We start from the raw sequence: 22,702 nt of genomic DNA, 5'->3' as shown, positions 1-22,702 counted from the left end.
AACGTTATGGTTTATTTGCGGTCGCTCTTCATGAACTGCATGGAAAGTGCAGAACCCGTTCCCAGCAGAGCACCGGCTGCAACATCAGTCGGATAATGAACGCCAAGATACATGCGGCTGTAACCTATAGCCCCTGCCCAGAGATAAGCGGGTGCAGTAATGTACCATTTGTTCTGAACCTGAGAAATAGCCGTCGCAGTGGTAAACGCAGAAGAAGTATGTCCGGATGGGAAAGAGTAATGCGGTGGTTGATACACCGCATTAATTTTAACATTTGCCGCAAAAGGCCTTGGCCTTTTAAAGAGTTTTTTGAGCGCCATGGTGAGAATTACATTCACCGCGGAGCTAGATGCAATATAAGCTGCATCCTGCCGGGTCCCCTTATCATTTCCAATTATACCGCCGGCAAGAACGCCCACAGGTACTGCAAAATTCACTACATCATTGTACTTCGAAATAAACATCATGAAATCAGTCTGTTTAGGCGTCCTGTGATTAGACAGATCTATCAGGATCCGGTCATCCAGGCGTTGCAAACCCGATTGCGCAGATACCTGAAGACTGCAGAACGAGCATCCTGTCAGCAGTAATAAATAAATGAGGTTCCTGTTCATTTGGATTGATTTAAGCGGGTCCGGAGCTACGAGCCAGTTTCTGCAGCAGTTTGATAAGCCTGGTTTAATGCACCCAGAAAGGTCTCGGGAGCCTGCGCACCAGATACAGCCAATTTTTGGTTGATGATAAAAAACGGAACACCGCTAATACCTATTTTGGATGCCGCCTCTTCATCTGCCCTTACGTCATCGCCATAAACATAACCTTCCAGCATTTCCTGTACTTCGTCTGCCTGCAAACCAGATTCCTTACCCAATTCCAGTAAAACAGCAGGATCATCTATATTTTTACCGTCCGTAAAATTTGCGATAAACAAAGCTTCTTCAACTTCGTCAGCCAGCCCTTTTGACTTTGCCAGTTGAATTAAACGATGTGCCTTAAAAGAATTAGCCATAATAGCTTTGTCAAAATCAAACTGAAGGCCGACTTCGGCAGCTGCATTTTTAACATGATCTTGCATTTGGATTGCCCATTCCAGTGTCTGTCCTTTTTTATCGGCCAGGAACTGTGCAGCATTCAATTCAGTATTGGTCACCGCATGAGGATCAAGCTCGAAACTATGCCATTCTACCTCTACCTCGTCTGCATGCTCAAACTGCGCTAATGCAGTTTCAAATTTCTTTTTACCTATATAACAAAATGGACAGTTGACGTCCGACCAGATATCTACTTTCATAATTTTTTAAAATTGAGCTGGCAATTTAATCTTTCTAATGTTAGAGCCTGTTTAAAATTTATCTAATAATTTTTCACAACATAAATTTAAACAGGCGCTTATTGATCTGTAAAAATACAGGCGCTTATTTCCTGACAGTTACCTGAAAAACAGTGGTCTGATGGTATTCCTGCCCGGGCCTGAGAATCGTATCCGGAAAATCCCGGAGATTCACGCTATTCGGTGCATGCTGCGTTTCTACACATAAAGCATCTGCCGGGCCATAATTTCTACCGCCCTTTCCGCCATTCACACGGAGATGTTTAGCTGTGTAAAAATGAGCAATGGGCTCAGTTGTATAAACACTTAATAATAAACCAGATCTGGCGTCGAAAGTCTCAGAGGCCATGCCAAATTCCCCGTAAGGTTTGTCAAGCACGAAACTCTGGTCGTAACCTTCATCCTCGTTCCAGTTAGCACCGATAGCTCTTGGTGCCAGAAAATCATGCATTGTACCTGCAACGGGCACCAATTCTCCGGTAGGCACATAATCTGCATCTTGTTTCAGATAATTACTGGCCGGTATCCGGTGAATATTTCCGGCTACGCTTCCTTTATCCGGATCTAGATTGAAATAAGTATGATGTGTCAAATTAACAGGTGTAGGTGCATCTGTAAAAGCCCTGTAATCCAGGATCAGCTCATTATCGTCGCTTAATTTATAAGTAAGCTGTACCGTCAGGTTGCCCGGAAATCCTTCTTCACCCGCAGGGCTTACATATTGAAGGGTTACGCTGGGATCAATAGTTGGAAGAATATCCCAGACCTTACGATCGAAACCTTTAATTCCGCCATGCAGACTTTTATCCATCTGATAGGCTTTACCGTCAATTTCATAACGCCCGTCTTTAATCCTGTTGGCGAAACGACCAACCACTGCTCCCAGATACGGATAAGCAGCGAGATATTCTTCTGTCAGATAACCATCCAGATCATCAAACCCCAGAACGATATCCTGCGACTCGCCCTTTGCATTTATCACCGTAAATTCACTGATAATTCCACCGTAATTATAGATTTTAACAACGCTTCCTTTAGTGTTTTTCAGGGTTAGGGCAAAGATTTCTTTACCATCGATATGTTTTCCGGTGCTGATCTGGGATTCTTTCATATTTTAATATTACGTAGACAATACTACAAATAATAGATAAATTATCCTCGTTCTACGTAAAATAAGGATATAAACAGATTTGTTTTATAAATTTAAAGACGGCTTTGTCTGCTGTATGAAAAGACCGGCTGTTAGAACCAGAACACATAAAATGATAAAAACTGAATTGATCCGAAAATTTACCGACACCTATGGTCAGGCTCCTCAAGCTGTGTTTTTCTGCCCTGGACGCGTAAATTTAATCGGTGAACATATAGATTATAACGGCGGCCTGGTCATGCCTTGCGCGATTACACTCGGCACCTTGTTATGCCTTGCACCCAACCAGGAAAAAGTATTCCGGTTCAAAAGTCTGAATTTCGAAGAAGAAGCTGTAATTCCAATGCAGGAAAGTTATACAAAAGAAGGTAAAGACTGGTATAATTATCCGCTGGGCGTAATTAATGAATTGCTTAAAGATTATACCATTCCAGTCGGTTTCGATTTTCTGTACAGCGGAAATATCCCAATTGGTTCAGGGCTCTCCTCTTCGGCATCAATAGAGGTTCTAACAGCCTATGCACTGGGTTCCTACCTGAATCTGGATATAGATAAATTGTCGCTGGTTAAGCTTAGTAAATACGTGGAGAATAATTTCATTGGTCTGAACAGCGGTATTATGGATCAATTTGCAGTTGCATTTGGCGAGAAAGCGAAAGCCATGTTATTGAATTGCGATACGCTTGACTTTAAACAAGTAGACTGCGAGATCGGTGACCATGAACTGATTATTATTAACACGAATAAACCCCGGGAACTGGCAGAATCTAAATATAATGAGCGGGTTGCAGAATGCGAAGCAGCACTGGCAGCGCTCAACCAGGAAATTCACCTCAATAATTTATGTGAGCTGAACGCTGAGAAATTCGCTCTGCATAGCCACCTGATCACAGACGAAACTGTTTTAAAAAGAGCGACTCATGTAATTCGCGAAAATGACCGTGTAGGTTTGGCTGCAAAAGCTTTAAATGCCGGCAATCTTGAAGAATTTGGACGTTTAATGTTCGCCTCGCACGATTCCCTTCAAAACTTATATGAGGTAAGCGGTGAGGAACTCGATACACTGGTAGCCTTCTGTGCAAATTATGCAGGTGTTACCGGAGCCAGAATGACGGGTGCCGGATTTGGCGGCTGTGCAATTGCCCTGGTTAAAAAAGAAAGCCTGGAAGATTTCGAGCTGAAAATCAAGGCAGACTATCTACAGAAGATCGGTTATGCATGCGAAGTATATAAGAGTGAAATAGGCCATGGCGTATCTGCTATTTAATTTTAATTTTGCGCCATGCAGAAATTAAAGACTACAGATTTAAACCGTGTAGATGTAGCCGCTTTTAAGGAGCAGGAGAAATTACCTGTAGTGGTTGTACTGGATAATGTTCGCAGTATGAATAATGTCGGATCGGCATTCAGAACAGCAGACGGCTTTTCCATTGAAAAAATATACCTGTGCGGTATTACTGCGCAGCCACCACATAGAGAAATCGAAAAGACAGCTATCGGCGCGACAGCTTCCGTAGACTGGAAACATTATGAGAATACGCTCGATGCCATTCAGAATCTTAAAGCAGATGGCTATAAAATTATCGCCATTGAACAGGCTGTAGATAGTATTTATCTGCATGAATTTAAGCCGGGACAGCAGGAGAAATATGCGCTGATCTTCGGGAACGAGGTAAATGGTGTGAGTGAAGAAGTAATGGCGGTAATTGATAACTGCATTGAAATTCCACAATTCGGCACTAAACACTCTTTCAATATTGTCATCTCGGCAGGAATTGTCCTCTGGGACTTCTATGCAAAGATGCGCCTGCTGGTTAAATAAACGGATACTCCTGAAAAAAAATGAGCCCCTGAATAAATCCAGGGGCTTTCTTGGTTAGTATAGGTTTGGTTTTAAAAGCTCTTTAAGCGTAGGGAATACCATCTTTGGTTGGCAATCTGCTCTCACCCATCAGATATTCATCTACTTTTCTCGCTGCTTCGCGGCCTTCCGAAATGGCCCAGACAACCAGCGACTGTCCTCTTCTCATATCACCAGCAGTAAAGATTTTGGCAATATTGGTTTGATATTTACCCTCTTCTGCTTTTACATTACCGCGGTTGTCAAACTCGACACCCAGTTTTTCCAGTAGTCCTTCTTTTTGCGGATACAGGAAACCCATCGCTAAAAGCACTAGCTGGCAAGGTAATTCACGCTCAGTTCCCTCTACTTCTTTGAAGTTTACAGGTCTGCCGTTCGCATCAATATCCCACTGCACATCTACAATTCTAAGTGCGCGCAGATTATTATTTTCGTCTGCAAGGAATGCTTTGGTATTTACTCCCCATGCTCTGCTGCAACCCTCTTCATGTGAGCTGGTTACTTTTAATAACATTGGAAAAGTAGGCCATGGCATGTTATCTGTACGCTTCTCAGCCGGCATTGGCATAATCTCAAACTGCGTAACAGAACGTGCACCCTGACGGTTAGAAGTACCAATACAATCAGATCCTGTATCACCACCACCAATAACGATTACATCTTTTCCGGTTGCGAGAATATCTTCCTGTGCGATTGCAAAATTTCTGACACGTTTGTTCTGTTGTTTCAGGAAGTCCATGGCGAAATGAATCCCTTGAGCTGTTCTGCCCGTTACAGGCAGATCACGTGGTACAGTAGAGCCACCAGCCAGTACAATAGACTGATTCTCTCTCAGTAAGGTGTTCAATTCTATGTTTACACCTACGTTGGCATTACATTTAAACGTAATACCCTCTTTTTCCATCAGGCTGATACGGCGTCTTACCACATCTTTCTGCAATTTAAAATCAGGGATCCCGTAGTTTAATAAACCACCTGGTGTATCGTCCCTTTCGTAAACAACTACCTCATGACCTGCACGGTTCAATTGAGCAGCAGCAGCAAGACCAGCAGGTCCGGAACCGATAACGGCTACCTTTTTACCAGTTCTGATCATTGGCGGATCGGCTTTAATAAAGCCTTTTTCGAAAGCAATCTCAATAATATGCTTCTCGATATCCTCAATAGATACAGGAGATTTATTAATTCCCAGTACACATGCAGACTCACATGGAGCCGGGCAGATACGTCCGGTAAACTCAGGGAAGTTGTTGGTACTTAATAGAATACCTGCAGCCAGCTCCCATTCTCTTTTATAAACGGCTTCATTAAACTCTGGAATTACATTTCCAAGCGGGCAACCCGATTGACAAAATGGAACACCACAGTCCATACAGCGGGCCGCTTCCTGTTTAACCTGTTCTTTTTCGAAAGAAACTACGAACTCCTTATAATGCTGTAATCTCGTTTTAGCATCTTCTTTTACAGGAGCAGTTCTCTCATATTCTAAAAATCCAGTTACTTTTCCCATAATTTATGATGTTTTGATCGTTGAACTTCTTTTTAATAAAACCGCTTTGTATTCTTTAGGGAATACTTTAACGAAATGCGCGGATTGTGTCGCCCAGTCACTTAAGATAAATTCAGCTAATTTACTACCAGTCAACTGAATATGTTTCTTCAGCAAACTGTTGATTCTGATTTCATCTTCTTCCTGAAGCGGATCCAGATCTACCATTTCGGTATTACATTTATGTGGAAAATCTCCGTTCACATCGTAAATCCAGGCTACACCACCGCTCATTCCGGCAGCGAAATTACTTCCTGTATTACCCAGTACGAGAACTTCTCCACCAGTCATATACTCACAACCATGGTCTCCTAAACCTTCAATAACTGCTGTTGCACCTGAGTTTCTCACAGCAAAACGTTCTCCGGCTAAACCTCTTGCGAATAATTCGCCGGATGTCGCACCATATAAAGCAACATTCCCCAGAATGATATTCTGCTCTGGGACATAAGTCACTTCTTTAAACGGATAAATCGAAATCCTTGCGCCTGATAAGCCTTTACCAACATAGTCATTTCCTTCACCTTCCAGCTCCAGTGAAATACCTCTTGCGGTGAAAGCACCAAAACTTTGTCCGGCAGAACCGTGGAATTTAAAGTTGATGGTATCAGCCGGTAAACCTGCACTGCCATAAACTTTCGAAACTTCGTTAGATAACATGGTACCAATTGCACGATCCGTGTTTTTCACCTCAAACGACTGGAATACAGGCTCCTTATTAAATAATGCAGGTCCTGCAGCAGCAATCAGCTGATGATCCAGTACATTATCTATTCCATGGTCCTGGAATTCAGTCTGGAACAGGCTCAAACCATTATCAGGCGCTTTATATAAGATTGCGGAAAGATCCAGGTTTTTCAGTTTCCAGTCTGCAGGATCAACAGCACGCAAGCTCAGTGCATCTGCCTGACCAACCATTTCCTCTACAGATTTAAAACCTAATTCTGCCATAATCTCACGCAGTTCTTCGGCCAGGAAGTAAAACAGGTTAACTACATGATCTGCTTCTCCGGTAAATAACTTACGCAGGTTAGGATCTTGAGTCGCCACACCTACAGGACAAGTATTTAAGTGACATTTACGCATCATGATACAGCCCGAAGTAACTAATGCAGCAGTAGCCACACCCCATTCTTCAGCCCCTAGTAAAGCCGCAACAGCGATATCTTTACCTGTTTTTAGCTGCCCGTCAGTTTGCAGGACCACACGGCTGCGTAGTCTGTTTTTCACTAAAGTCTGATGCGCTTCAGCTAAACCAAGTTCCCAGGGAAGGCCGGCATGCTGAATAGAAGTTAAAGGCGAAGCACCTGTACCACCATCAAAACCAGATACCAGGATAACATCTGCATGTGCTTTAGCCACACCAGCAGCAATTGTACCTACGCCTGCTTTAGAAACGAGTTTTACATTGATTCTGGCCTTACGATTTGCATTTTTCAAATCAAAGATCAGCTGAGCTAAATCTTCAATACTGTAAATATCATGGTGTGGAGGCGGCGAAATTAAACCAACACCCGGAGTAGCATGGCGGACTTTTGCAATCCAGTCATCTACTTTATGCCCTGGAAGCTGGCCCCCTTCACCCGGTTTAGCACCCTGAGCCATTTTAATCTGCAGCTCATCTGCGTTGGTCAAATAGTTACTGGTTACGCCAAATCTTGCAGAAGCGATCTGTTTGATCGAAGAACGCATAGAATCTCCATTGGCCATTTTTTCATAACGCAGTTCGTCTTCTCCACCTTCTCCGGTATTACTTTTTCCACCGATCCGGTTCATCGCAATCGCTAGTGTAGAGTGTGCTTCATGGGATATGGACCCGAAAGACATCGCTCCTGTAGCGAAACGTTTTAAGATACTTTCAACCGGTTCTACCTGATCCAGTGGTACCGAAGAGCGGTTATAGTTAAATTCAAACAATCCGCGGATAGTATAAGCCTGCTTAGTCTGCTCATTAACGAGCTTGCTATATTGTTTATACGTTTGGTAGTCGTTTTTGCGGGTCGCATTTTGTAATAAATGGATAGTCTGCGGGTTAAACAAATGCTGCTCCCCTTTTCTGCGCCATTTATAATTACCACCAGTTGGCAGGATTGCATCCGGGCGGGTGTTCTTTCCGAAAATACGGCTGTGTTTAATTAATGCTTCACGTGCAATTTCATCCAGTCCCAAACCGCCGATTCTGGATACAGCACCGCTGAAATAGCTATCTACCACACTTTTATGGATACCCAGAATTTCGAAGATCTGTGCACCATGGTAAGATTGTAAAGTGGAAATTCCCATTTTAGAGAAGATCTTCAGCAATCCGTTATTTACAGCGTAGATATAATTATCAATTAATTTATTGACGGCCATACCACTTTCTTTCTGGAATCCGGTAATCGTTTCCAGAGCCAGATAAGGGTTCACTGCAGTCGCACCAAAACCAATGAGACAAGCGAAATGATGTACTTCCCATACGTCTCCCGCTTCAACCACGATACCTACCGCACCACGATGACCTTTACGGATCAGGTGATGGTGTACCGCCGAAACAGCCAGTAAAGATGGAATAGCAGCATGCTCAGAGTCCAATGCACGGTCTGAAAGGACCAATACCTGGAATCCGTCTTCTACTGCATCTACTGCGTAACGGCACAAACGTTCCAGTGCTTTAGCCAATGAGCCTGGTTTACCATCTGCACGGAAATAAGTCTGCAAAGTTTTAGACTGGAATACACCGGTATCAATACTACGTACTTTCTCCAGTTCCAGGTTAGTCAGGATCGGGTGTTTAATACCGACACAGTGACATTGCATAGCATGCTCTTCCAGCAAATTACCATTGTTCCCCATAAAACCAGCAAGACTCATCACCACTTTTTCACGGATCGGGTCAATTGGCGGGTTGGTAACCTGTGCAAATAACTGCTTGAAATAAGAAGATAAATGCTGGGGTTTCTGAGAAAGTACGGCCAGCGGGATATCTGTACCCATAGAACCAATTGGCTCTTTCGCTTCTAAAGCCATCGGTTTCAGAATCAGGTCGACATCTTCCCTGCTATAACCAAATACCTGCTGATATTTAAAAATAGACTCTTGTGAAAGTCCTGTAAAGACCACTCTTGGATCTGAAAGTTCTTCCAGGCGGATCTGATATTGATTTAACCAGTCACCATAAGGCTTACGGCTGCATACTTCTTGTTTGATTTCGGCATCGCTGATAATTCTGCCCTGTTCCATATCCACAACGAACATTTTACCAGGGGTTAATCTGCCTTTTTCGATAATCTCGCTCTGATCTAAAGCCAGTACGCCAGATTCAGATGCCATAATTACGCGGTCATCCTTAGTAATTGCATAACGGGAAGGTCTTAAACCATTTCTGTCCAGTGTGGCACCAATTAGATTACCATCTGTAAAAGCAATGGCCGCTGGTCCATCCCAAGGCTCCATTAAGGTTGCATGGAATTTGTAGAAGGCTTGTTTAAGCTCATCCATGTCTTCATTACCATCCCATGCTTCAGGAATCAGCATCATCATTACATGTGGCAAGGAACGGCCGGCATGCAATAATAATTCTATAATATTGTCCAGACAGCCGGAATCTGATTGTGATTCATCGATCACCGGGAGCAGGATATTCAATTCTTCAGCAGTAAAATAGCTGGAAGCAAATGATTTCACACTTGCACGGAACCAGTTCAGGTTACCTTGTAAGGTGTTAATCTCACCATTGTGGGCAATATATCGGAATGGTTGTGCCAGCCTCCATGATGGAAAGGTATTCGTAGCAAAACGTGAGTGGACTAAACCAAATGCAGAAACAACTCTTTTATCACTTAACTCTGTGAAATAGGTTCTAACCTGCATAGATGTTAGCTGTCCTTTATATACTATAGTACGTGAAGAAAATGAAGCGATATAAAAATCTGCTTTAATTCCTTTAACTGTACCCAGAATGGTTTTGCTCAGGTAGTTCTTAAAGACATATAGTTTACGTTCAAAATCTGCGCCGGCAGCAATATTTTCGGGGCGTGAAACAAAGAGTTGTTCCATTTCCGGCTCTACTGACAGTGCCATATCTCCAATATCCGCAGGATTAGTATTTACTTTCCTGAAGCCTAATACATCCAGACCCAGCTTTTCTGCTGCTCTGTATATTACTTCACGACATTCTTCCCTTGCTCTAACGTCTTTTGGCAAGAATAACATCCCTACGCCATAATCGCCCGATTGATTCAGACTGAAACCTATCTTTAAACATTCGTCATATAGAAATTCGTGGGGTATCTGTATCATAATACCTGCCCCATCGCCTGTATTAATCTCTGCACCGCATGCACCCCGGTGGTCAAGGTTTTCCAGAATGGTTATAGCGTCTGAAATAATTTGTTGTGACTTTCTTCCCTTCACATGGGCTACGAACCCAATACCGCAAGCATCGTGCTCGAATTTGGAGTCGTATAAGCCCTCATTATCTTGTAGTTGTTCCATATCTAATTGTATTCTAAACACTAAGGTATTTAAATTTTTGATCAATTACCATTCTGTTATTTTTTTTGTGAAAAACAAAGAATAGCATAATTTCAATAGGGTTAAATTATCAACTTGGCAATTTTTACAGTCGAAAATTATCAACTTGGCAATTGAACGAAAGTAGTCTATTTGGGAGCGTTAAAAATGACTGGCAAAAATGAATTTTTGAACAAAAAATTGGCTTTCCGAGCATAATAAGGCATTTAACCTCCCCTGCTCTCAGCGCAAAAACCATCAATTTGACTCAAAAATCTATACGCTGAAAAATATTTGAAAAAAATATTCAATTACAATTCACTCGTCTTCAATTCATTATCTGAAGTTAAATATTTTCCTGGACTTTTTTTTGAATTTCGTTTTTGCAGACTAAACTCTTTTGCTACATTTGCAGTGGGCAAGTCCTTTACGATCAGCTCCCTTTGAACTCCCCCAGGGCGGGAACGAAGCAAGGGTAGGAGGTTGTAGCGGTGCGATAAAGGTTGCTTGCCCATTTTTTACTTTTTCAGATTGACTATGCTTTCAACGCACAATCTTCCGTCAAAAGCATACGCTGAACACTTCTCCAGTTTTTTATTCCCTAAATTATATAATCATGAAATTTTTCATTGACACGGCTAATCTTGAGCAAATCAAAGAAGCCCAGGACCTTGGTGTATTAGATGGTGTAACTACGAATCCAAGCCTTATGGCGAAGGAAGGAATTTCCGGAGACCAAAAGGTAACAGACCATTACAAAGCTATCTGTGCTATTGTAGACGGCGATGTAAGTGCAGAAGTAATCTCTACAGATTTTGAGAATATCATTAAAGAAGGTGAAGCTTTGGCTAAACTAGATCCAAAAATCGTAGTTAAAGTTCCGATGATCAAAGACGGTATTAAAGCCATCAAATATTTCTCTTCAAAAGGCATCAGAACTAACTGTACTTTAATTTTCTCTGCAGGTCAAGCTTTATTAGCTGCCAAAGCAGGTGCTACTTACGTATCCCCTTTCTTAGGTCGTTTAGACGATATAGGTCAGGACGGTTTGCAATTAATTGAAGATATCCGTTTAATTTTTGATAACTACGGTTACGAAACTGAAATCTTGGCTGCTTCGATCAGAGGTCCGTTACATATCATCAACTGCGCTAAATTAGGTGCTGATGTTATGACTGGTCCATTATCTTCGATCTTAGGCTTGTTGAAGCACCCATTAACTGACAATGGATTGGCGACTTTCCTTGCAGATCATAAAAAAGCTGCGGAAGCAAACGCATAAGCACAAATTTCTTTATCTTATTAAAGGGCTCCTGAATAATTCAGGAGCCCTTTTTCGTGTGTTTAGATTAAAAGCGGATTGGCTTGGGAGTTAATTGGTTCCGGGGTTATTTTGTCTTGATGTCATTGGATCACCGCTTATCCAGTTCGCTTTTTTATATATTCCGATGTTGCTTTGTTATTATCTATAATTGGGTCAACGATGGGGTAAAATTGGGCCAACCCCTTATAAAGATGTGCCAACCAAGAACATGGCTCTAACAAGACTCTAACGAGATACAACCATGGCTTTGAGTCGAGATGACTGGGTTATTCGGGTTCTGATGCAGTACTAATTGGTGTTTTTAGTCGAAACCCCGTAAATAACTCACTAGAATACACCATCTTGTGGGTTCGCTGTGGGTACGTGTGGGGTTCTTGTGGGTATGGTGTGGGGTTCAGTTGAACAAGAGTAAAAGAACAGTCAAACGAGACCCGAACAAAACATGACCAGAACCTTATTCACCAGGCCAGTTCTAGTTTATATTCTGCTTCGCTTTTTTAGAGTTTGGATTTAGAAAAGTCTTTGAGAAAAGTTCTTTCTGCGATTTCAAGAAGATAAAATCTAATGGCGTTCGGGTCGGCTTCGGGTCGACCTCGGGTTAAGTTCAGGGAATGTTCAGGCTCCAGTCGAACGACAGCACTATATGGTACTCACAAGACCGAAACAGAACCAGAACTAAACTTCTTCCCTATCCATTACACTGTATTTAGTGCACAGCTTTTTCAGGAATGGACAAAAAATTGGCTTGGTTCTGGTCCGGAGGGATAATATTTGTTATCGCTTTTTTTAAGAAGCAAGTACTGCTTTGATCTGGTCGTAGTCAATCTGCTCATCAGGAGCAATCAGAACGCCCTTCACTCCTGCTCCATTTGCAGCTTCGACATCTCTGGGTTTATCTCCAATCATTACAGATTGCGCAGGGTCAATATCATATTCTGCAATTGCTTCCAGCAGCATGCCTGATTTAGGTTTTCTGCATTCACATTCGCCGCTCACCGTTGGATGGTGCGGGCAGTAATAGGCATGAATAATTTCAGCGCCCTGCTCTTCAAACTTATTGAAAAGGATCTCATGCATTTCTGCAAGTGTTTCTTCTGTATAGCGGTTCAGCGCAATTCCGCCCTGGTTTGTGATGACTACCAGCAGGTATCCTTCATCATAAAACCGCTTTAATGGCGGGATCTGGTATTCCAGGACTTCAAAGTCTTCCAGTCTGCAGATATAGTCATAAATCTCATGGTTCAGGACTCCGTCACGGTCTAAAAATATTGCTTTATTCATTTTAATGGTTGGTTATGGCCGCTAAGATGATAAAAATATTAACCTCTTCAACCATCAATCTTGTTTGCCGGGCAAAAATAGATACCTTTAAACCATAATTTTTTATGATGACTCAAGACGAATTTAAACCGTTCATCCCTGCCGAAAGTAAGGTAGCTGAATTCACGATTAAATCAATTCTGCTTGGTTGCATAGCTGGTATCATCTTCGGAGCTGCTACTGTATACCTCGCCTTAAAAGCCGGATTAACTGTTTCCGCATCCATTCCAATCGCCGTTCTGGCAATTACTCTAGGTAAGAAATTTTTTAAGACCACTATTCTCGAGAACAACATTATTCAGACAACAGGCTCTGCCGGTGAATCGATCGCTGCGGGTGTAGTATTCACGCTGCCCGGCTTTCTATTCCTGAGTACAGATATCGGCGGACAAAGCTCCGGTGATGCCTTTTTCAATTATATGACTATCCTGATCCTGGCGATCCTGGGTGGTGTGCTGGGAACTATGATGATGATCCCTTTACGCCGCTCACTCATCGTTAAAGAGCATGATACCCTGCCCTATCCCGAAGGTACAGCCTGTGCCTCGGTACTCAAAGCGGGTGAACGCGGCGGCACATTCGCCCGTACTGCTTTCTGGGGACTAGGCTTCGCCATGGTTTACGCCATGTTCCAGAAAGTATTCCATATCATCGCTGAAGCTCCGGCTTGGATCACTACTCAAACTAATAAATTCCTTCCCGCTGCACAGGTTAGCGGTGAAATTACACCCGAATATCTGGGTGTCGGTTATATTATCGGCCCAAAGATCGCTGGTGTCCTTGTCGCTGGTGGTGTATTAGCATGGTTAGGATTAATCCCCTTACTGGCAACCTTAATCGACCCAATATTAGCTGCAAATCAATTGGTTAAACTCGGCTTACTGGCAGATATCACTAAAGCCGGCGGTTCTGTTGGCTGGAATCCGGATACCCAGACGTTCTCGGATTATCCACTCGCAATTTACCAGGCTTATGTGAAACAAATCGGTGCCGGCGCAGTAGCTGCAGGTGGTTTTATCACTTTGCTTAAAACTATCCCGACTATCATTTCTTCATTTAAAGACAGCATAGGATCTTTGAAAGAAGGCAAAATAGAATCAGACATTAAAAGAACTGACCGCGATCTTTCCCTTAAAGTTGTGGGTATAGGTAGTTTATTACTTATTATCCTGGTCGCTGTCCTCCCGCAAATTCCAAGTAACGGATTCGGTAGTAACCTGCTGATCGGTGTGCTCGTTGTATTATTTGGTGCCTTCTTCGTTACCGTTTCCAGCCGTATTGTCGGCCTGATCGGATCGAGTAATAATCCAATCTCAGGAATGACCATTGCCACAATCATGGGAACCTGCCTGGTATTTATTGCTGTCGGCTGGACGGGTAAAGTATACGAACCAATGGCATTGGTTGTCGGCGGTATGATCTGTATCGCTGCTGCAAATGCCGGTGCAACTTCTCAAGATCTAAAAACGGGTTATATTATAGGTGCAACTCCAAAATATCAGCAGATCGCTTTATTTATTGGTGTAATCGTATCTTCTATTGTGATTGGCTTAACCGTCCGGATCCTGGATACACCTACCCCGGAAATGCTTGCACAGGGGATTCATCACGCCATCGGTACCGCAGAATATTCTGCTCCCCAGGCGACTTTAATGGCCACGCTGATTAAAGGGATGTTATCTTTTAATCTGGACTGGCAATATGTACTGGTAGGTGTGTTTATCGCCATCACCATTGAGTTATGCGGTGTGAACTCCTTATCCTTCGCTGTTGGTGCTTACCTCCCGCTATCCACTACCCTGCCGATCTTTGCCGGTGGTGCAATCAAAGGTTTCGTTGAATGGAAAGAGCGTAAAAAAATAAAAACGCTCGAAGAGGAAGAATTAGGCCCTGGTAACCTGTTCGCAACCGGACTGGTTGCCGGTGGTGCATTAGCCGGAGTTGTCGTCGCTGTATTGATGGTTATCCCGTCTGTGAGGGATAATTTGAGCAAAGTAAACCTGGAACCGCTATTGAGCACCTGGTTTGGGGACGGCGGATACCAGATATTAGGTGTATTAATCTTCTTATTCATGGGATTTGTGCTTTATAACATCGGCAGCAAACCAAATCCGGAAGAAAAACCACTGGATAGAGAATAAAAAAGATGCGTTTTTAAGCTAAATAACATGGGTAAAGCCGGTTTTTCGCCGGCTTTATTAATTAATCTGGCTTACATTCAGGCGAATATCATTTTGTCAGCATATTAATTTGCAAGGGATGTATTCTAGTTCTATATTTGCATCACAATAAAGGAAAACGGTTGTCAAAATCGTTGAAATTTAAAGGATGATTCCGTAGCTCAGCTGGTAGAGCATTACACTTTTAATGTAGTGGTCCTGGGTTCGAATCCCAGCGGGATCACAAAAGGCGCAAGAGATTGCGCCTTTTCTGTTTAAAAGATATTTTAAACCGCAATCCGAAAAAATAATAAGTCATTTCAAACCATCTTAAACCACTACAACTGGTGCCCTAACTGGTGCCTAATTTTAGTTGGTAAATTTGGGCACCAGTCATACCTGATCGAATTGATCTAAAGTACTGAAGAACAATCTGAAAACAAACAAAATGTTTTACCAAAAGATTGAGAAATGAAAAGTAACCAAACCCTTAAAATCCTTTTCTGGCACCGTAAATCAAAGGCCGATTCTAAAGGCTTTGCACCTATTATCTGTAGAATATCTATAGATGGAAAAGATGCAGAGTTTTCTACCTCACAAAAAGTACATCTATCGGAATGGGACGTTAAAACCAAAAAGGTCATAGGATCTATCAATTTAAAGAAAATCAATTCAGCACTCAATCACATCGAGAGTTCCTTGGAAATTAATTTTACGGTACTCAAAACCAAATTTGATGATGTCACACCAATAATGCTGAAAAATGTATTCTAGAATTTTCCAATGGAAAACGACAATAACAAAATAGAGCAAGAAATTCCTCAATTACTGGAGTTAACCAATATCCACATCAATGATTTTGCTGAACTGGTAGAAAAAAACCTAAGGTCGAATGAAACGTTAAAACAATGGAAAGCAACAAAGAAGAAAATAATTGAATTTCTAAGATTTGAGTTTAAAGCCAATGACATTGAATTATCATCTATTCAGTATTCATTCGCACAGAAATTCTATAAGTTCCTTGCCGTAAAAAGAGTTCCTGCACTAAAAGATCCGGCTGCAATGAAACAGATCAAAAATTTGAAGCAGATATTAAATGTAGCGGAGGCTAATCAGTGGATTGCAAAGAATCCACTTCAAAAATTTAAATGTGGGTCGGAAGACCCAGAGATAATGCCTCTTGAAATTTTTGATGTAGAAAAGCTGTGGCGAAAAAAAATCAGCATTGAACGTATAGGTAAGGTGAGAGACGCATTCATATTCCAATGCTTCACCGGATTCGCTTATCAGGATATCTATAACCTAAGTAAGGACCACATTGTTAACGTCGGACCGCAAAACGAACCATGGCTGATCAAAGAACGTGGAAAAACAAAAGTTGCAGAAATGGTGCCCATACTTCCAATTGTCGCAGAACTAATTGAGAAATATAAGAACGATAAGTATTGTAAAATTTACAACAAATTAATTCCTGTAAACAGTAATTTCAGGTACAACACCTATTTAAAAGAATTATCTGAAATATGCAACATTGGAAAACCGCTAAATAGTCATCTTGCACGTCATATCTTCGCAGATATAATGCTGAATGTTTTGAACTTTCCATTGGAGGGTGTGAGCAAAATGCTAGGGCATAAAAATATTCGCACTACTCAAAGATATGCCAGAGTAAAGAAAAGCAGAATTAGCAAGAAAATGAAAGATGCGAAAAGTATATTATTTGATGACAATGGAGAATTAAGAAAAGATAATTAGTAAATTATGATAGTAGTGTGTCGCAAGAATACTTGGGACACCTATGCAGTTTCTTTTCAAGGCCATAGAACCAATATTTTCTTTGAAAGTTGATAGAATTATGAGAATGTCGAAGGTAGTCTAGTCATTGTACAACCGAATAACGTTACACTATATTTCTTGGTTAAGAAAATCATTTATAAATTCTTTTATAATAAGATCATGCGAAGCTACTTTACCCTGGAAAGCTACGGCAGCAGCCAGTTTATTTCCGTGAATGTTAACGAGTATTTCTTCCTCCAGCTCTCGATGGGTTTCATATAGACCTACCAAGGTTTTATGTCGCCCACTTTTCTGGGGAGGAACAGGAATGGAATTAAGCAGTGTGATGACTTCATTTATATAGCTAATTAGATTTTCAGTATGTTCGATTATCAATTTGATTTTTACTACATCATTGGTCTCATTGGAAAATCGTTCAGAAAAATTATCGGTTTTCGGCCTGACCAAAGAAATCGAGCTAATTTTTATCCTCCAGTTTTCAACCATATACATGGAGGTAAGCGATGGATATATGTCGAGTAGCTTTGCTAGCAACCTCTGGTGTATCTCTTCCAGATCGATGATGTTTAAAAGAGTGATAGGCCTGTTATGTGCCTCTTCACGCCTAATAAGATTTAATTTTTCCACTTGAGATTCGAAGTCACGTTTGCTAATGAAAAATTTCGAAAACTCTTTCCAGTGGACTAGAATTATTTTTTTTAGATGCATCGTGAATGTATAATCGATGAGTATGTTGCCTTGCGAAATCGTTTCACCAAACTGGCTTAAATAAACATCATCTACACTAGACCTTATCTTCTCATCAATCTTGTCCAACCACCAATTTTCACCATAAACGTTCATTAACACCTCCTTTATCGCGAACCTGAGGCCATTTTCAATCTCTGAAATTATCAATTTTGCACGTTGAAGTCTATAATCTGATGTGTTTTCCTGAAAATAGACTGTTCTTAGCCAATCCAACGCATTACTTTTCCCAAGAAGCTCAGCATTACTTTTCGAGCATATTGCATAGAGCAACTCTTCTCCATTTACATCAAGGATACTTACGGCATAGTTCGCAATCTTAAGATGCAAATGGTCATTTCGAAAAAAACCATTAAAAAAACCGATAACTGTCGCCACTTCCATCTTCACATCATTAATCCTGGAAAACTCGGTAACGATGGTTGCTGAGATTGTATCAACGTTAAGCAGTTCTATCTTTGTTACCGGAATATTTTTGGAACCAGCTGAAAATAAGGATTGGTTCTCAAGTCCTATCTTGATCATTGGTAAAAGCTCATTTATCGTGCTGTTCATATGGAATTCTTATTAATAGATAATTGCCTTGATCTTTTCGACAGACATTATACCGTCTTCAGTATTTCTAAAATTCTCGAGTGCATTTTCAAGATGCCAAGATAGGTGGTTTGCATATTCAAACTTCGGTTTCAGGGCCCTAATATTCTTGTTGATGAATTGTTCAACGATGAGCAGGTCTTGTTCGCTCTTTGCCGCAAAACCTCTTATAAGTTCAACCAAGAAACTTTTTGGTGTATCATAGAAACGTCTATCTCGATTATCTTCTTCAACTACCAGGTATAAAAGATCCTCAATCTGGTCTAGCCCCCAGGTGGTATCTACATTCCAAATCTCAAATCCACTCTGTGTGTAATAGGGAGAAACTTTATTCTTGCGCATATGTCCGATCAAAAAAGTAAAACCGGTTCTGTTTCCCATCGAAGAAAGATATTTTGAGAACTCGATCTGCTTCTCAATACTCAATCCGTGTTGCGATAGGCCCCTTTCCAAAATGGCTCCTACCTCATCCTGGAAATCAATGTGCAAAAGTTTGACAAGGTGTATAAAAAAATAATCTTCATAATTACTAAAGGTCCGCAACAGTGGTAATAACTTCTCCTTATCCCCATCCAGTTTCAAAAAGATGTCTATGGCGGAGTAATCTTCATTTGAAATAATTCCTGACTTCACCTGTTCCAGTATGAAATCGGCAGCTTCATGTATTTTAAGGTGTCCGCAAAGCCCAATATGTGAGCCAAGAACGGGAACATAACTTATTCCATCGTACATATTTTTCAGTATCCTTTCAATAAGTGGTGCCTTATTGCCACTGAATCGTTCCAGTAATATCTGCGCTATGGAGGAACGCTTGTTGAGACGGTTGTGTTCGACTCCCTTTATACCATCCTTGTCCAACCATAGTAGATCCAATGCCTGGTCATCCTTGACTTCAAGCCCGAACTTGACAAAGAGTTTACCGAGAAGCTTTTCCTTAATCCGCCAGTGCAAATATTGCCCTTCCATAAAATATGTGTTGGAAAAATTAACACTTCCAACGTGATCTGAGAAATATTGGCCAGCAATTCTTACCAGATTTTGCTCTTCCTTTTTTCGCCTTTCATTGAAGTTATAATCCAATATCAATTCTGCCCTCACAAATTCGAAATGGTCGCTATTGTCAATGATTTTTAGGCAATCCCTTAACAGAACCTTTTCGTTATCCCTGCAATATCTCACCAAGAAATTATGCAGGATGTAGGAATCGGTCTTATACCGCTCCTTTTTATCTGCATGATCTATGTATAACGAGTCCGAGGGAATGGTCTTTTTTCCAAATCCATAAAAATAGGCTACTACAGCTTCCCTAAATGCACTTTGGGATTGCACGAACTTTAAATCATTCTGAAATTTTATCTCTTCAGAATCCCGGTAAAATTCGTAAATCGATTCTCTAACTGCTGTGGTTTTACCAAATGCGTTAAAGAGCATCGTCTCCAGCTGATCCGCCTCCTTAACCCTGGAGTCATGGCGTAATCTCGTAATGAACGTCTCAACAACATTTCTAACGACGTAGCCCTCTTCCAGGCACCATAAAACGTGCTCAAAACATTCTTCCGAGATAATGTCTGCCAGCTCCCAATAATTATGCTGCTCGTTCTTTAACAAAAGGGTTTTGACTGCCAGTAAAGTTGTATTGGTGTTTGAAAAAAATTGGTTTAGCTCACGATATTCCTCCTTAATTGATCTTCGCCCAAGAAACTCCATAAAATTGACGACCGAAAATACTATCATTGGGTTGGACATGAAAATTTCTGAACACTGCACCTCCAGTTTCACAACGAAATTTTTGATGTCGTCTTTTCGAAATCCCTTAAAGCTCGTCCAGGAATCTGTCTGCATAAGCTGGAATAGCTTTTTAGATGATTCAAAATGACGGGTGCTCAATAAAAATTCCTCCAGCTTTCTTTCAGAACCATGGTGGCTGATACTTCTGTTATAGTCTACCAGAACCTGAAAACCTTCAATTCCAAAATCATAATATTGTTCTGAAAGCCCATTCTTCAACAATAGCTTGTAGATACCATTTCTGAATTCATGTTGCCCGAGCAGGTTCTTACGCTTGAACAGTATAGGCAAAAGGGTTTTGACGTCGGTAGAATAATGACACAGGCTGTCCATTAAGATCTTACCATAATAGGGATCATTAAGGACCTGAAGTTCATTAATTGCCAATTTTTCAAATAGTTCCAATTCTTCTTGCTCCAAGTGGATCAATTTTAGTATTCTAGCAATAGCAACCTTCACGACATATACAGTCTCAGTGGACATCACCTCAAGCAGGTATCGTACAGCATTCTTTTCAGAACCTATAAAATTCGCGATTTCCTTTTCGCCGACCTTTACTAACCTGATTTTCAGTTTTACGCATTTTTTGATAATAGACTGCAGCACGTACAACCTGAATGCGGATGTAAATTTGGAACTATCGCCATATGTCAGAAGTTCAATGTTATCATTTTCCACCAGCGAAATAAGTTTCTTCCTTTTTTCGCTTTGTTCATCCAATAGCGAAATTGCCGAAGCAATCGTCTGTATCCATTTGGTCCTAACCTTTCTTATCTTTTTTCCAACCGCAACAAATTTAATGATTTCAGACATCTCAAAATCAATCAGCGCTATGGCGGCAAGTTGTTCTTGGAATAAGGCATTATAGAACGACCATTTTCCGTTAACAACAGAGAGAAGCGAACTATGCTGCAACAATTCTATTTCATCCTCTAGAAATAGTTGTTGTATGAAATCGTTATCACATGAATTCAAACCAGAGAGTTGCAGTGAAAATGCCAATTTTTGCAAAACAGTCCTGTAAGCTACTTTCTTTTGCAGAAGCACGTTGCCCCTTGCAAGTCTTCTAGAGTAAGAGACATCTAGTGATTCTTCTATGAATTTGGTAACTATGCCAATCTTATCCACTGGCAGGTTTTTTGGAGAAGTCCTGAACCATTTTACAAGATTCACCAGATAGAATGGTTGTCTCAATAGCTCCCCAACATCAAGCTTATCAATTTTATTGCTAAAGTCTTCTGACTGTTTCTTAGTTAAATTGTCATCGACATACTGTTGGGAGATGAAATAATTGAGTTCATTGAGCTGATAAAAATCGACACTCACAAATTTATCCTTCAGCCCATAGTAGTTGTAGAACAGCTTTCTACAGGAAAAAATTATATTGATAAAATAGAACTTCGATAAGAACTCTTGAAGAAAGGTTATGGCATCTAGGAATTTATCGGTTGGAACTTCATCCAAGCCATCTATCAATATAACAAGATCTTTAGCTGGCACTGACCTCCATGCTCCAAAGTGATCATTAAGGATATCAGCTATAGGTCTAATGCTGAATGCCTTAAAATCAATCGATATGGTTTCAAATGGTATTTCGGAATTGGATAGCAGAAATGCAGATTGTCTCATCAGCATGCTTTTTCCTTCATAAGCATCTGCCAAAAGACAGATATGTTTCGAGATGTGTGCATTTTTCACGATGATTTCGTAAAGACTGTAAGACTTTTCTCGGCGTTCTCTTCCCCAAATAGGATCGTCATCCTCAACATCCAGGGAGCTTACTGTTCTTTCGATAAATCCCTCAACTGGCAAAACCGTTCCTTTTGAAAAAGATGGTAAAAAACAATGGCCTTCTGCCTGCTCAGATCCAAAAAAATAGTGTACGATACGGTAATGCTTGACTAGTTCCTGATCGATAAATTTTCTGTCCCAACAGCGAAAATCTATATTATACTCCTTTAAAAAATATTCTTTCAGTAGGTCGATTTCATCCCTAAGCTCTTTGGTCTGAAGCTCGCAAGTTGTTGACAGAACAAAAACTGCCGTCCGGCTGAGATATTTCCCGACTTCAAACTCCCCAACAATTTTCTTTAGTCCATTTACTGACAACGACTGTATATGCTTGCATTGAATGGTGTAGTTCTTACCAACCTTGGAATCAAATGTAATGATATCAATCCCATGTTGCTTGCTGCCCCGTTTGAGATATTGTTCAAATGAGGGATCATCAAAAATCGATTGTGCCAAATAAACGCACATGTCCTCAAATTTTTCCCAGCTCAGCTTTTCGTATGAATTTTCACTTATCATAACACGAATATACATTAACAAAAAACGAAGTGTTTGTAATCAATTGTATTGTTAAAAAATAATTCCCAGATATCGAAAAGCATGCAATCCCATCAAGACAGACAAGTCTTTATATCTAGTAAAATAATACTTTGGATGAGTTATACAATCTTTTTGTCGGATTGGGAAACTTCCACATATCGTAATTTATGGTAATTTTATCTTATTTAGTTTATAAGCTACTCAAGGGCATTAAGGCAAAGTCCGACGAAGAAAAATTGCCAATCCCCGTCCTATCCA

14 protein-coding genes, 1 tRNA gene and 1 other RNA gene are annotated in these 22,702 nt (G+C 40.9%); 8 read left to right on the top strand and 8 right to left on the bottom strand.

Annotation, left to right across the window (positions count from 1 at the left end; genetic code table 11):
* Positions 1-11 precede the first annotated feature (11 nt).
* The 3 genes from BM192_RS21095 to BM192_RS00710 all read right to left on the bottom strand — a co-directional run bounded on the left by BM192_RS21095 (position 12) and on the right by BM192_RS00710 (position 2,441).
* Complete coding sequence (locus BM192_RS21095) at positions 12-614, bottom strand: phosphatase PAP2 family protein (RefSeq protein ID WP_037437851.1); 603 nt, start codon at positions 612-614, stop codon at positions 12-14.
* A 26-nt stretch (positions 615-640) separates the two neighbouring features.
* Positions 641-1,291: a DsbA family oxidoreductase gene (locus BM192_RS00715; protein ID WP_037437850.1), complete on the bottom strand. Its 651-nt coding sequence runs from the start codon at positions 1,289-1,291 to the stop codon at positions 641-643.
* A 124-nt stretch (positions 1,292-1,415) separates the two neighbouring features.
* Positions 1,416-2,441, bottom strand: coding sequence for an aldose epimerase family protein (locus tag BM192_RS00710; protein WP_037437848.1), 1,026 nt, complete (start codon positions 2,439-2,441; stop codon positions 1,416-1,418).
* A 151-nt stretch (positions 2,442-2,592) separates the two neighbouring features.
* On the opposite strand from BM192_RS00710, the gene BM192_RS00705 reads away from it, so the two are divergent.
* Positions 2,593-3,747, top strand: a complete 1,155-nt coding sequence (locus BM192_RS00705; protein ID WP_088775951.1) for a galactokinase — start codon at positions 2,593-2,595, stop codon at positions 3,745-3,747.
* Between the two features lie 15 nt (positions 3,748-3,762).
* Positions 3,763-4,302, top strand: coding sequence for an RNA methyltransferase (locus BM192_RS00700; protein ID WP_037437846.1), 540 nt, complete (start codon positions 3,763-3,765; stop codon positions 4,300-4,302).
* An 82-nt stretch (positions 4,303-4,384) separates the two neighbouring features.
* On the opposite strand, the gene BM192_RS00695 is transcribed toward BM192_RS00700, so the two are convergent.
* Both BM192_RS00695 and gltB read right to left on the bottom strand, forming a co-directional pair.
* On the bottom strand, positions 4,385-5,851 hold the full coding sequence (locus BM192_RS00695) for a glutamate synthase subunit beta (RefSeq protein WP_037437844.1): 1,467 nt from the start codon (positions 5,849-5,851) through the stop codon (positions 4,385-4,387).
* 3 nt (positions 5,852-5,854) lie between these two features.
* Positions 5,855-10,366, bottom strand: coding sequence for a glutamate synthase large subunit (gene gltB / locus BM192_RS00690; RefSeq protein WP_037437842.1), 4,512 nt, complete (start codon positions 10,364-10,366; stop codon positions 5,855-5,857).
* A gap of 434 nt (positions 10,367-10,800) precedes the next feature.
* On the opposite strand from gltB, the gene ffs reads away from it, so the two are divergent.
* Positions 10,801-10,900, top strand: an RNA gene (gene ffs, locus BM192_RS00685) — signal recognition particle sRNA small type.
* Positions 10,901-11,000: 100 nt separating this feature from the next.
* Positions 11,001-11,666: a fructose-6-phosphate aldolase gene (gene fsa / locus BM192_RS00680; RefSeq protein WP_037437840.1), complete on the top strand. Its 666-nt coding sequence runs from the start codon at positions 11,001-11,003 to the stop codon at positions 11,664-11,666.
* A gap of 828 nt (positions 11,667-12,494) precedes the next feature.
* Here the strand turns inward: fsa and BM192_RS00675 are convergent.
* Positions 12,495-12,989, bottom strand: a complete 495-nt coding sequence (locus tag BM192_RS00675; RefSeq protein ID WP_037437838.1) for a D-glycero-alpha-D-manno-heptose-1,7-bisphosphate 7-phosphatase — start codon at positions 12,987-12,989, stop codon at positions 12,495-12,497.
* Positions 12,990-13,093: 104 nt separating this feature from the next.
* On the opposite strand from BM192_RS00675, the gene BM192_RS00670 reads away from it, so the two are divergent.
* From BM192_RS00670 to BM192_RS00660, 4 genes are all read left to right on the top strand, one after another.
* Entirely contained in the window at positions 13,094-15,169 is a 2,076-nt protein-coding gene (locus tag BM192_RS00670) for an OPT family oligopeptide transporter (RefSeq protein ID WP_051759485.1), read from the top strand.
* Between the two features lie 189 nt (positions 15,170-15,358).
* Positions 15,359-15,431 (top strand) — tRNA-Lys (locus tag BM192_RS00665).
* Between the two features lie 227 nt (positions 15,432-15,658).
* Positions 15,659-15,961 carry an Arm DNA-binding domain-containing protein gene (locus BM192_RS20680; protein ID WP_051759483.1) on the top strand — a complete coding sequence of 101 codons (303 nt, stop codon included), beginning with the start codon at positions 15,659-15,661 and terminating at the stop codon, positions 15,959-15,961.
* 9 nt (positions 15,962-15,970) lie between these two features.
* On the top strand, positions 15,971-16,942 hold the full coding sequence (locus BM192_RS00660; protein ID WP_051759481.1) for a site-specific integrase: 972 nt from the start codon (positions 15,971-15,973) through the stop codon (positions 16,940-16,942).
* Between the two features lie 150 nt (positions 16,943-17,092).
* Here BM192_RS00660 and BM192_RS00655 read toward each other — a convergent pair whose 3' ends face one another.
* Together BM192_RS00655 and BM192_RS00650 are read right to left on the bottom strand one after the other, a co-directional pair.
* Positions 17,093-18,286: a hypothetical protein gene (locus BM192_RS00655; protein ID WP_139218384.1), complete on the bottom strand. Its 1,194-nt coding sequence runs from the start codon at positions 18,284-18,286 to the stop codon at positions 17,093-17,095.
* Between the two features lie 12 nt (positions 18,287-18,298).
* Positions 18,299-22,423, bottom strand: a complete 4,125-nt coding sequence (locus BM192_RS00650) for an NACHT domain-containing protein (protein WP_139218383.1) — start codon at positions 22,421-22,423, stop codon at positions 18,299-18,301.
* Positions 22,424-22,702 lie beyond the last annotated feature (279 nt).

Origin of the sequence: Pedobacter antarcticus (assembly GCF_900112985.1) — a bacterium.
Taxonomy (GTDB): Bacteria; Bacteroidota; Bacteroidia; order Sphingobacteriales; family Sphingobacteriaceae; genus Pedobacter; species Pedobacter antarcticus.
This window is presented reverse-complemented; position numbering and strand designations above follow the sequence as displayed.